The organism is bacterium, from assembly GCA_030685015.1.
GTDB lineage: Bacteria > CAIWAD01 > CAIWAD01 > CAIWAD01 > CAIWAD01 > CAIWAD01.
Genome location: JAUXWS010000095.1, coordinates 22,965 through 35,416, shown reverse-complemented (window position 1 = coordinate 35,416; position 12,452 = coordinate 22,965). Strand labels below are relative to the sequence as shown.

Here is a 12,452-nt window from a genome sequence, read left to right as displayed (position 1 = left end):
GGCGCGGACCCACAAGCACTTGGACATCCCCATGGACATCATCGGCCACATCGCCGATCAACTTGGCCTGAAACTCCAACAGGTGCAGCAGGCCCTGGCCCTCCTGGCTGAAGGCAACACCGTCCCGTTCATCACCCGCTACCGCAAGGAGGCGACCGGGGGACTTGACGAGGAGGAGCTGCGCCGCATCCAGGAGCTTGAAGCGTCCCTCCGCGGGTTGGATGACAGGCGGCAGGTCATCCTGCGCAGCATCGCGGAGCAAGGCCTGCTGGACGACCAGCTGCGGGCGGCGCTGGAGGCCTGCACACGCCTGGTGGAGCTGGAAGACCTCTATCTGCCTTTCCGGCCCCGCCGCAAGACCCGCGCCAGCGAGGCGCGGCGGCGCGGCCTGGCGCCGCTGGCCGGCTTGATGCTGGCTGACGCCACCGGACTGGACGGGTGGCTGGAGGCCTTCTGCCGGACCCCTGGGGCGGACGAAGAGGTGGCTGGCCGGACCCTGGGCCTGGAGGAGGCGCGCTTGCTGCGCCAGGCCGGTCGAGACGCGCAGGTGGCCGCCTTCTGCGGGGGACCGGAAGTGCCGGGCGCCGCAGAGGCCCTGGCCGGCGCCCGGGACATCCTGGCGGAGTGGCTGACCGAGCAGGCGCCCTTGCGCACCGACCTGCGCCATGCCGGGGCACGGCACGCCGTGCTGCGCTCCCGCCTGCGCGACGAATCCCATCCGGAGGCACCCAAGTTCCGCCTCTATGCCGCCTTTGCCGAGCTGTTGCGCGACCTGCCCCCCCACCGCGTGTTGGCCCTCAACCGGGGGGAGAAGCTGGGCGCCCTGCAGCTGACCCTCGATTGGACAGCCGCCTCGCCCCTGGACCGGATCGCCGCCCGCCTGCTCAAGAAGCCCGCCTCGGCCTGGCGGCAGGAGGTCCTGGGCGCCTTGGCCGACGGTCTCGAGCGCCTGCTGTTGCCCTCCCTCACCCGGGAGCTGCGCGAGGAGAAGACCCGGGAGGCGGAGGGGCACAGCCTGGACCTTTACGCCGCCAACCTGCGCCAATTGTTGTTGCAGCCGCCGCTGACGGGGCGCCGGGTGATGGGCATCGATCCCGGCTACCGCAGCGGATGCAAGGTGGCGGTGGTGGACGCCACGGGCGCCCTCCTGGCCGGCGAGGTGATCCATCCCCATGCCCCGCTGCTCAAGCAGACCGAAGCGCGCGCCACCCTCCTTGAGCTGGCCCGGCGCCATGGCGTGGAGGTGGTGGCCATCGGCAACGGCACAGCCAGCCGCGAGACGGAGGAACTGGTGGCGGAGTGGATCGCCGAGAACCGCTTGTCCATCCGCTATGCCGTGGTGAGCGAAGCCGGCGCCAGCGTCTACTCGGCCAGCCCGGAGGCCCGGGACGAGTTTCCCGGGCTGGAGGCCGCCCAGCGGGGCAACATCAGCATCGCGCGGCGCCTGCAGGATCCCCTGGCCGAACTGGTCAAGATCGATCCCCGCAGTCTGGGGGTGGGCCAGTACCAGCATGACGTGGATCCGCGCCGCTTGGGCGAACGCCTGGACGCGGTGGTGGAATCCTGCGTCAATGCCGTGGGAGTCGATCTCAACACCGCCTCGGGCAGCCTCCTGCGCCATGTCTCGGGCTTGAACTCCCGCACCAGCCGGGCGGTGGTGGCGTGGCGGACGGCCCATGGGTCCTTCCGCCGCCGCGAGCAGCTGCGCGAAGTGGCCGGCATCGGCCCGGCCGCCTTCCGGCAATGCGCCGGCTTTCTGCGCATCCGTGACGGGCTGGATCCGCTGGACAACACGGGCGTGCACCCCGAGAGCTACGAGGCGGTGCGCCGTCTTTTTGCCCGGCAACAGGTGCCCCTGGAGGATCCCGCCGCCCTCGCCGCCTCGGTCGAGGCGGAATTCGGCGACAGTGAGGGCCTGCAACGCCTGGCCGGCGAGTTGGAGCTGGGCCTGCCCACCCTGGTCGACATCCTGGCCGAGCTGCGCAAGCCCGGGCGCGACCCCCGCCAGGACTTGGACCCCCCCTTGCTGCGGGGCGGCATCCTGCGCCTGGAGGATTTGAAGGCCGGCATGGTGGTGGAGGGGACGGTGCGCAACTTGGTGGATTTCGGCGCTTTCGTCGATGTGGGCGTGAAGACGGAGGGGCTCATCCACGTCTCCCAGCTTAGCCACACACGGGTGCGCCATCCCATGGACCTGCTCAAGGTGGGGCAGCGGGTGCGGGCCGCCGTGCTGGAGGTGGACCTCGCCCGGGGACGCCTCGCCCTGTCCCTCAAAGCACTGGAGGAGAATCCGCGGGCCACGCGCGGGTCGCAGCGGGAGCGGCCAGGCGCGGCCAGCCAGCCCCGGCGCGAAGGGAAGCCGGCCCCCGGCAGTCTGGCGGAGCACTGGCATCCAGCGCGGCGGGGCAAGCCGTGAGGGCGCGGCGCCGCTGGCCGGACCTCGTCCAGGGCTTGCTGATCTGCCTGATGATCGGCACGCTGGGCTGCCGCCGGACCATGGTGCGACCGGAACGCCTGGACGAGGCGGACATGCGCGCCTGGATCGGCGACAACTTCGCCGCGCTGGAGGGACTTGAGCAGTCCTGGCGCGGCGTGTACGAGGAGGGCGGGCAGCGCATCCCCTTCCGGCTCGACCTCTGGTGGAACGCCGACAGCACGCGGCTCAGCCTGCTCAGTCCCTTTGGCGGAGAGCTGGCCGTCCTGCGCTGCCGGCCGGACGCGGTGGGCGCCGCGCCCGGCGCCTCGCTGGGAGGCTGGCTCTCGCGGGCGGCCCGCCTGCTGGAGGACGAGGACCTGGGTGGCCTGCTGGACCTGGGCGCCGGTTGGCTGGCCGACAGCCGGGGAGCGGGCGTCGAGGTGGACCTGAAGGATCCCGCCCTGGCCCCCCTCCTGGCCCTGATTGGCGCCCAGCTGCCCGGACACCTGCTGGCGGGCGGCCTGTGCCGCCGCGAGTCGCTGGCGCCCTGGTTGTGGGGCGAATGGCTGCCGCCGGCGGAAGCGGTGTGGCGGCCCGCCGATCGTCAGTTCGTCCAGGCGGCCCCCTGGCGCGTCCATCCCCGCGTCGGGCTGGTGGAACGGGCCGAGCGCGAGGGCTGGGTGATGGAGCTGGACGAGTTCGAGCGGACGGACGGCATCTGGCTGGCGGGGCGCCTGCGGCTCGGCACACCGGACGGGGCGCGACGCCTGACCCTGCAGAACCGGGGCCGACGCGTCCATGTGACACAGGGAGGCAAGTGATGGTGGCGCAGATCAGCGTCGTGGTGCCGCTGTTCAACGAGTGCGAGTCCCTCGAGCAGCTCTGCACGGGCATCCTGCAGGCCTGCGCCCCCCTGGGCCTGCCCTGCGAGATCATCGCCGTGGACGACGGCTCGACGGACGGCTCGCTCGACGTGCTCAAGCGGCTGCGCAGCCGGGATCCGCGCATTCGCATCATCTCCTTCCGGCGCAACTTCGGCAAGGCCGACGCCCTCGATGCCGGCTTCCGCGCCGCCCGGGGCAACATCATCATCACGATGGACGCCGACCTGCAGGACGATCCACGCGAGATCCCGCGATTCGTCGAGACCCTGGGCCAGGGCTGGGACCTGGTGTCCGGCTGGAAGCGCGTGCGGCGCGATCCGTGGAGCAAGACCCTTCCCAGCAAGCTGTTCAATGCCGTGACGAGCCGGGTCGCCGGGCTGCGTCTGCATGACTTCAACTGCGGCTTCAAGGGCTATCGGCGCGAGGTGACGGAGGCCCTGCACGTCTACGGCGAGCTGCACCGCTTCCTGCCCGCCATCGCCCATCTCAAGGGATTCCGCGTCACCGAGATGGCGGTCGAGCACCACGCCCGTCCCTTCGGCCGCAGCAAGTACGGGGCCCGTCGCCTGGTCAGCGGCCTGCTGGACCTGATGACGGTGGTTGTCACCACCCGCTACTTCAAGAAGCCCCTGCACTTCTTCGGCGCCCCCGGCCTGCTCTTTGGAGCGGCCGGCGCCCTGATCAACCTCTGGCTGAGTTGGCAGAAGCTCTTCGAGGGTCGCGCCCTGTCCAACCGGCCCCTTCTCTTCCTGGGCATCCTCCTGATGATCCTGGGGCTGCAGTTGGTGTCGCTGGGGCTGGTGGGGGAAATGATCTCCCGGGGACAGAAGGAACCCGATTACCAGGTGCGCGAGCGCCTCGGCTGAGCGGCCTCCAACGCAGGCGCCCCCGATGGAGGATCCGGGGGCGCCGGGTGGCCTGGGGCCAAAGCGGGAGGCGGCGGCGCCAGGACGCCGAAGGGGCTGCGCCGGGGAACCGCGCGACATCCCGCCAACCTGAACTCCATGCATCTCTTGGCAAGAAGCAGGCCAGTTCATGGGCATGACCCGGCACAAGATTTCCGCCTGGATTCGACAGGAAGTCCAGATCATGTAAGCCCCACCACACTCCACGGCAAGCCAACCTGACATGATTCGTGGGGAGTCGGGAGAAACCTTTCTCTTCCTCTCTGGTTTATGGCACTTTCGCGGCGTCGGCGGACGGGTGCGGCCACCAGCGGCATAGCTTTGAGGGGGAATGGCGATGGACAGGACGACGTGCCGGCACCGGTCTTCCGGCCGGCCGGGTGTGCACTGGTTGATGATCCTGGCCCTGGCCGGGCACCTGGGATGCCAGGTGCAGGCCGGCCGACCCGGGCGCCCGGGTGCCGCGGACAGCTCCAGCACGACGCCCGTGCCGGTGGAGGTGGAGACAGTGGGCACCGGCGCCATCACCGCCCGGCTTCAACTGAACGGCATGCTGAGCTCGGAGGCGGAGATCAAGGTCTTCCCCCTGGTATCCGGTCACGTGGGCCGCGTTCTGGTGGAGGAGGGCGCCCGGGTACGAAGCGGCGACACGCTCCTCGTCCTGGAGGATGCGGAGATCCTGTTGAATGAGCGCCGCATGCGCCTGGAGATGGAAAAAGCAGAGGCCGACCTGGCCCGCATCCGCCAGTTGGCCTCTTCCCGCCTTGTCTCTGACCAGGACCTCGCCGATGCCGATTTTGCTGCCCGTCGGGCACGCCTGTCCTGGGAAAGCGCTAGTCTCACCGTGGCGCGCAGCCGGGTGGCGGCTCCCATCTCGGGGGTGGTGGGCCGGCGCCTGGTCCAGGAGGGGGATTTCGTCGCCACGGGCACGCAGCTGTTCACCCTGGTGGATGACAGCCGCCTCATCGCGGTGCTGGATGTGCCGGAGCGCGAGTTGACCCGCCTGCGCCTGCGGCAGACCGTCCGCCTGGATGTGGCGGCCGCGGCGGAGCCGGTGGTGGGCTGGATCAAGCGGATCAGCCCGGTGGTGGATCCCGCCAGCGGCACCGTGCGCGTCACGGTTGGGATCGAGGATCCTTCCCGCCGCCTGCGGGCCGGCATGTACGCCCGCTTCCTGGTCATCACCGACACCAAGGACGAGGCGGTGCTGGTCTCCAAGCGGGCCCTGGTCTATGATCGGGATCTGACCTACGTGTGGGTGGCGCAGGACAGCACGGTCGAGCGCCGCACCCTGGTGCGGGGCTACGAGGACGAGGAGCGCCTGGAGGCGCTGTCCGGCATCGCGCCCGGCGAGCGGCTGGTGACGGTGGGGCAGAGCGCCCTCAAGACGGGCAGCCCCATCCGCATCATCAAGGCGGACGGTCGTGAGGTGGCACCCCCCGTCGAGACCGCGGACGGCGCCGATGCCGCGTCAGGCACCAAGAAATAGCCCGCTGCCGAGGACTCCCGCATGACCCATCCCTCCGCCTTGCCGGATCCGGTCCGGCGACACGGCCTAGTCGCCTTCATCACGGAGCGGCCGGTCGCCGTCACGATGATGGTGCTGGCCGTGATGGTCTTCGGCCTCATCTCCAGCCGGCGACTGCCGCTCACCCTCATGCCGGACATCAGCTATCCCAGCATCACGCTGCGCACGGTGGTGGAGGGCGCCGCCCCCGAGGAGGTCGAGCAGTTCGTGACGCGGCCCATCGAGCAGGCGATGGGCATTGTCGCCGGCAAGGTCTCCATCGCCAGCCTGTCGCGGGCCGGCCAGTCCGATGTGGTGGTGGAGTTCGGCTGGGACAGCGACATGGATCTGGCCATCCAGGACCTGCGCGAGAAGCTGGAAATGGTGCGACTGCCCGAGGGGGCGCAGCGGCCGCTCATCCTGCGCTACGATCCGGCGCTGGACCCGGTTCTGCGCATCGGACTGGCCTGGCGCAGCGAGGCCGGCGACGAGGCCTCCCTGCGTCGCTTGCGCCGGCTGGCCGAGGACCGCGTCAAACTGGAGCTGGAGAAGCTGTCCGGCGTGGCCGCGGTGAAGGTGAAGGGCGGCCTGCAGGAGGAGATCCGCGTCGAGCTGGACGAGTCGGACCTGGCCCTGCGCGGCCTGGACATCCGCTCGATCAGCCGCCAGCTCGCGGCGGAGAACATCAACCTGGCGGGCGGCAACCTGAAGGAGGGCCGCTCCGAGTACGTGGTGCGCGTCCTCTCGGAGTTCGCCAGCCTCGAGGAGATCGCCGCCACCCGCCTGCGCACCGCCGACGGGACCTTCATCGCCCTGGGCGACCTGGCGCGCATCCAGCGCGCCGGGCGGGATGCGGTGACCCTCACCCGGGTCAACGGCCTGCCCGCCGTGGAGATCGAGATCCACAAGGAGGCGGATGCCAACATCGTGCAGGTGGCCAAACGCCTGCGCACCAGGCTCTTCGGGCCAACCGGCCAGCCGCCCGCCACGGGAGAGGCCGACAGCAGCGGCCAGACCGCCGCCACCCGGCCGCAAGGGCACGGCCCGGGCCCTTCCCTGCCCACATCCCTGGCGGATCAGCTGGCGGGTTTGGGCGTCAGCACCGCGCTGCTGGCCGACCAGAGCATCTTCATCGAGGGGAGCTTGCGCCAGTTGCGCGGCAGCGCCATCCTGGGAGGCCTCCTCGCCGTGCTGGTCCTTTTTCTCTTCCTGCAAGGCGTGGCTCCCACCGCCATCATCGCCCTGACCATCCCCCTCTCCATCATCTCGGCCTTCGGACCCATGCAGCTGAGCGGCCTCAGCCTCAACGTGATGAGCCTGGGCGGGCTGGCCCTGGGCATCGGCATGCTGGTGGACAACTCCATCGTCGTGCTGGAGTCCATCCACCGGTGCCGCTCCGAAGGGGACAACCGCCGACAGGCCGCCATCCGCGGCACGGGCGAGGTGGCCCAGGCGGTGATCGCCTCCACCCTCACGACCATGGCCGTCTTCTTTCCCATGGTTTTCGTCGAGGGCGTGGCCGGCCAGGTCTTCGGGGATCTGGCCCTGGTCGTGGTCTTCGCCCTGGCCGCCTCCCTCATCTTCGCCCTCACCTTCATTCCCATGCTGGCCGCCCTGGGGGCCCGCGACGCGACGGTGGAGCCAGGCGCCGGGGCGGACCCGGCCACCGACCGGATGGATACCGGGCTGCGCCGCCTGCTCATCCACCGCTTGGAGAGTCTGGGGCAGCTGCGCGACTCGGCGCGCGCCCTGGCCGCGTGGCGCAGGCGGGAGCCGGTCCGGCCCTGGCGGCGCCTGCCCGGCTGGCTGGGGGCCTGGCTGCTGCTGCTGCTGCGCCTGCCGGTGACGCTGGTCCTCGAGCTGTCGCGCCGCCTGCTGCTCCTCCTGATCTGGATCCTGGTCGTCGGAGCGGCCTGGCTGGCCCGGCGGCTGGGGCGGCTGTTGGATCGCCTGGGGGGCCTGTTGGGAAAAGTGGGGGGACGGCGCAACCTGGGCGAGCGCTACTCTAGATTGCTGCGCCATGCCCTGGAGCGGCCGGGTCGCCCTCTCGCCATCGTCCTCCTCCTCCTGCTCTGCGCCGCCCTGCTGGCGCCGCGCCTGGGGCAGGAGCTGATCCCGCAATTGCATCAGGGTGAGTTCTACGTGGAGGCGGAGCTGCCCGTGGGAACGCCCCTGGAGCGGACGGCCGCGCAGCTGGCCGGCATCGAGGCCTTCCTTGGCGCCCAGCCGGAGGTGGCCGGGGTCGCCCTGGTGGCGGGGGCGGACACCCAGGGCGGCATCGACACGGAGGGGGGCGATCATGTCGCCCGCCTGACGGTCCGCCTGAAGGAGAGCCGGGATCCGCGGCGGGTGGAGGAGGCGGTGCTGGCCCGCCTGCGGCCGCGGCTGGCCGATCTGCCCGACGTCAAGAGCCGGGTCGGCCATCCCGTCCTCTTCAGCTACAAGACGCCCATCGAGGTGCAGATCATGGGGCACGACCTGGCCGACCTGCGCGAGAGCGCCCGCCGCGCCGCGGAGGCCCTGGCCGACCTGCCCGGCCTGACCGATCTGCACACCAGCTCGGGCGGCGGCAATCCCGAGATCCATGTGCGCTTCCGGCGCGAGGAGCTGGCCCGGCTGGGACTCGACCTGCAGGAGGTGGCCCGCCTGCTGCGTCAGAAGGTGCTGGGCGGCGTCGAGACGGAGTTCCGCGACGTGGAGCAGCGCATCGACATCCGCGTGCGGCTGCGGCCGGAGGACCTGCTGGGGCTGGAGGACATCCGCGCCCTGGTGGTCAATCCGGGCGGACCCGTGCCGGTGCCGCTGGGGGCGGTGGCCGAGGTCGGCCTGAACGAGGGTCCCAGCGAGATCCGCCGCCTGGAGCAGGAGCGGACGGCCCTGCTGCGCGCCAATCTGGGCGGGCTGGACCTTGGCCGGGCCCTGCCCTTGATCCGCGCCAGGCTGGACAGGCTGCCCTGGCCGGAGGGTCAGCGCTGGGAGGTCACGGGCCAGAGCGCCGAGATGAAACGCAGCCTGGACAGCCTCTACCTGGCCCTCGCCCTCGCCATCTTCCTGGTGTTCGTGGTGATGGCCAGCCAGTTCGAGAGCCTCGTCCACCCCCTCGTCATCCTGGCGGCCGTGCCGCTCGCCTTCCTGGGCGTGGTGCCCGTCCTGGCCCTGCTGCAGGTGCCCGTCTCCATCCTGGTTTTCCTAGGCGCCATCCTCCTGGTGGGGATCGTCGTCAACAACGCCATCCTGCTGGTGGACACGATCAAGCTCTTCCGGCGCGAGGGCTTCGAGCGGCGCGAGGCCGTGGTCAAGGCGGGCGCCCAGCGCTTGCGGCCCATCCTCATGACCACGCTCACCACGGTGCTGGGGCTGCTGCCCCTGGCCCTGGGGCTGGGCGACGGCGCCGAACTGCGCCGCCCCATGGCCCTCACCGTCATCGTCGGCCTCTCCACCAGCACCCTGCTCACCCTCTTCATCATCCCCGTGCTCTACGAGGGAGTCGAGCGCCTCCTCGACCGGTTGCGGCCAGTCCTGCGCGGGCCGGGCGGAGGGGCGTGATGGATCTCCACCGCTGGCTGCCGCAGCTCTCGCTGCGCCGTCCCGTCACGGTGCTCATGCTCTTCACGGCGCTGGCGACCCTGGGCGGCATCGCCCTGCAGCGCATCTCCTACGAGATGATGCCCCAGGGCTTCTCGTCGCCCTACATGGGCTTCTGGGTTCCCTACCCGGACTCCACGCCCGAGGAGATCGAGGAGCTGATCGCCCGGCCCTTCGAGGAGAACCTGCGCACCGTCCATGGCCTGAAGCACCTGGAGAGCAACAGCCAGGCCCACGGCTGCTGGATGTGGATGCAGTTTCGCGACGGCACGGACATGAACCAGGCCTGGAGCCAGGTGCGCGACTGCATCGATCGAAGCCTGGCTGAATCGTCGGTGGAGATCGAGCGCGTCGTCCTGCGCCGCATGGGCATGGACGACGAGGAGGTCTACTGGCTGGGGATCAGCACCCTGCTGGATCCGTCGGAGGCGCGGGCCCTGGTCGAGGAGAAGCTGCAGAAGCCGCTGGAACGGCTGGACGGCGTGGCCAAGGTCGATTTATGGGGCCGGGGCGTGAAGGAGGTGCTGATCGACCTCGACCTGGAGGCGCTGGGACGCCACGGCGTGAACGCCTGGACCCTCATGCAAGCGCTCTCCCGGGACAACGTCTCCCTCTCCCTGGGTCCCGTCTCTGAAGGGAACCGGCGTCTGGCCCTGCGCACCGACGCCCGCTGGCGGAATCTGGAGGAGATCGCCGCCCTGCCCGTGCGCAGCGCCGGCCAGGTCCTGCGCCTGGACGACCTGGCCCGCGTCCACCTGGACGTGCCGGTCACGGACTGGGTCCAACGGGTGGACCGCAAGGGCGCGCTCATGCTGGGCGTCTCCCGGGAGTCCACCGCCAACACGGAGCAGCTCTGCCGCCAGGTGGACGAGGTGCTGGCCCGGGCCACCGCCGACCCCGCCCTGAGCGAGCTGCGCATCAGCACGTTGTTCAGCCAGGGGCGCGTCGTCCGGGAATCCATCGACAACCTGAAGGAGAGCGCGCTGTGGGGCGGCCTCTTCGCCCTGGGTGTGCTCTTCTTCTTCCTGCGCCGCTGGTCCGCCACCCTGCTCATCACGGCGGCCATCCCCTTCTGCATGCTCATCACCATGACGGTGATCTACTTCGCGGGTTGGTCGCTCAACGTGATCACGATGATGGGCATGATGATCTCCGTCGGGCTGGTGGTGGACAACGCCATTGTCGTGATGGAGAGCATCGCCATCACGGCGCAGGGAGCCAAGGGGGCCGACCCCTTGTCCAGGCGGGAGGCGGTGGTGCGCGGCACGGCCGAGGTCAGCCTGGCCGTCATCGTGGCCACCTCCACCACCATCGTCGTCTTCCTGCCCCTCATGTTGATGAGCGGCGACAACACCCTCTCCTTCTTCCTGACCCGCATCGGCATGCCCGTGGTGGCGGCCCTCGTCGCCTCCCTGCTCGTCGCCCTGCTCTTCATTCCGCAGCTGGCGGCCCGCCTGCCGCTGGAGATCAGCAACCGGGAGCCTCGCCTGGTCCTGATGGGGCGACGGCATGCCCGCACTCTGCTCGCCTTCTGCCTGCGCCACCGGCGGGACGCCACCCTGGTCGCCCTCCTCGTCCTCTTCTCCACCGCCATTCCCATGCAGCGGGTGGAGAAGAAGGGGGAGGGCGAGGGCAACGTGGGCGACTTCCGCGTCATCCTCGACATGCCGGCCAGCTACACGCTGACCGACGCGGACAGCCTCGTGCGCCGACTGGAGGAGATCGTCTACGCCCAGGAGGAGCGCTACCGCATCCGCACCGTGACGAGCGGCTTCTCGCGGGCCTGGGGCCAGGTCCACGTCTGGGTGGAGACGGACGCCCGGCAGAGCTGGTACGCCCACGCCCTCCACGAGCTGGGGCGACGCCTGGGCCTGGGCGGGCGGGACTGGCTGACCCGCGACGAGGCGGTGGAGGACCTGCGCCAGCGGCTGCCCAAGGTGCCGGGGGTGGAACTGCGCATGGGCTGGCGGGACTTCAGCGAAGAGACCGGCACCACCATCGTCGTGCGAGGACCGGATACGGACCGCCTCAAGGAGCTGGCCGAGGAGGTGCGGCGCCGCCTCCTCTTCGTCGAGGGCGTGATCGACGCGGAGCTGGACGCGGAGCGCGGCCAGGAGGAGTTGGTGCTGGTCCTGGACCGCGACCAGCTCTCCCGCCACGGCTTGAGCGCCTCCCAGGTGGCCGGCACCGTGCGCACGGCGCTGGCGGGAAACCTGATCGGCTGGATGCAACGGGCCGACCGCGACGTGCCCATCCAACTGCGCCTGGCCCAGACGGACCGCGACCAGCTGCACAAGATCCTGGAGCTGGAACAGACGGGCGCCACGGGGAAGATCCCCCTGGGCCAGGTGGCCACCGTGCGGCACGGGCGCAGCATGGGCAACGTCAAGCGCAGCCAGGGCCAGACCTTCATGCGCGTCAAGGTTTACGACAGGGGCGGCCGGGACGATGCCTTCCAGGGCCGGCTGCGCTCCGCCCTGGCCGACCTGGCCCTGCCGCCCGGCTACAGCTGGGGCCTGGGCCGCGGCTTCGACCGCTTCCAGGAACAGGAGGAGCAGCAGAACTTCGCCCTGCTGCTGGCCCTCGCCTTCGTCTTCTTGCTCATGGGCATGCTCTTCGAGTCCTTCAGCATGCCGCTGGTGGTCCTGGCCAGCGTGCCCTTCGCCTTCTTCGGCGCCTGGTGGACCCTCCTCCTCAGCGGCACACCCTTCGACATCATGGCGGGAATCGGCCTGATCATCCTGGTGGGGGTGGTGGTGAACAACGCCATCGTGCTCATCGATTTGGTGGCCCGCCTGCGGCGGGAAGGCGTGCCGCGGGAGGAGGCGCTGCTGGAGGCAGTGGGCCGGCGCTATCGACCGGTCATCATGACGGCGCTGACGACCGTCTGCGGCCTCATCCCCATGGCCGTGGGCAACGCCTCCCTGGTGGGCATGCCCTATGCGCCCATGGGCCGCGCCATGGCGGGCGGCCTTGTCGCCAGCACCTTCTTCACGCTCATCGTGGTGCCGCTGGTCTACCTCTGGGTGGACGACGCCCGCCTCTACCTGGGCGCCCTCTTTCGCAGCCGATTCGCCCGGCGCCGCGGCGCCTGAGCCATTTTCCGGCCCGCGGCGGCGCGCCGGCTGCCCAGCGCAGGGCGGGCAGGGCCTGGC

Annotated in this window: 6 protein-coding genes; all 6 read left to right on the top strand. The window is 70.5% G+C overall.

The annotated features are described in order from the left end of the window. Positions 1–31 precede the first annotated feature (31 nt). Positions 32–2,416 (top strand): Tex family protein, encoded by a 2,385-nt coding sequence (locus tag Q8O14_13630; protein ID MDP2361766.1) that lies wholly within the window; start codon positions 32–34, stop codon positions 2,414–2,416. Next, complete coding sequence (locus Q8O14_13625; protein MDP2361765.1) at positions 2,413–3,237, top strand: hypothetical protein; 825 nt, start codon at positions 2,413–2,415, stop codon at positions 3,235–3,237. Before Q8O14_13630 ends, Q8O14_13625 begins: the two co-directional genes overlap by 4 nt. After that, on the top strand, positions 3,237–4,166 hold the full coding sequence (locus tag Q8O14_13620) for a glycosyltransferase family 2 protein (protein MDP2361764.1): 930 nt from the start codon (positions 3,237–3,239) through the stop codon (positions 4,164–4,166). The genes Q8O14_13625 and Q8O14_13620 overlap by 1 nt, the downstream gene beginning before the upstream one ends. Positions 4,167–4,542: 376 nt before the next feature. Then, a complete protein-coding gene (locus Q8O14_13615) occupies positions 4,543–5,694 on the top strand; it encodes an efflux RND transporter periplasmic adaptor subunit (GenBank protein ID MDP2361763.1) in 1,152 nt (383 codons plus the stop codon). Between the two features lie 21 nt (positions 5,695–5,715). Further along, the gene (locus Q8O14_13610) at positions 5,716–9,258 is read left to right on the top strand and encodes an efflux RND transporter permease subunit (GenBank protein MDP2361762.1); all 3,543 of its coding nucleotides are present in this window, start codon (positions 5,716–5,718) and stop codon (positions 9,256–9,258) included. Continuing rightward, positions 9,258–12,392: an efflux RND transporter permease subunit gene (locus Q8O14_13605; protein MDP2361761.1), complete on the top strand. Its 3,135-nt coding sequence runs from the start codon at positions 9,258–9,260 to the stop codon at positions 12,390–12,392. The genes Q8O14_13610 and Q8O14_13605 overlap by 1 nt, the downstream gene beginning before the upstream one ends. Positions 12,393–12,452: the final 60 nt, after the last annotated feature.

Excerpts from the sequence above, each read along its gene's own strand:
- Q8O14_13605 (MDP2361761.1), top strand. The coding sequence starts at position 9,258 with ATGGATCTCCACCGCTGGCTGCCGCAGCTCTCGCTGCGCCGTCCCGTC.
- Q8O14_13620 (MDP2361764.1), top strand. The coding sequence starts at position 3,237 with ATGGTGGCGCAGATCAGCGTCGTGGTGCCGCTGTTCAACGAGTGCGAG.
- Q8O14_13615 (MDP2361763.1), top strand. The coding sequence starts at position 4,543 with ATGGACAGGACGACGTGCCGGCACCGGTCTTCCGGCCGGCCGGGTGTG.
- Q8O14_13630 (MDP2361766.1), top strand. The coding sequence starts at position 32 with ATGGACATCATCGGCCACATCGCCGATCAACTTGGCCTGAAACTCCAA.
- Q8O14_13610 (MDP2361762.1), top strand. The coding sequence starts at position 5,716 with ATGACCCATCCCTCCGCCTTGCCGGATCCGGTCCGGCGACACGGCCTA.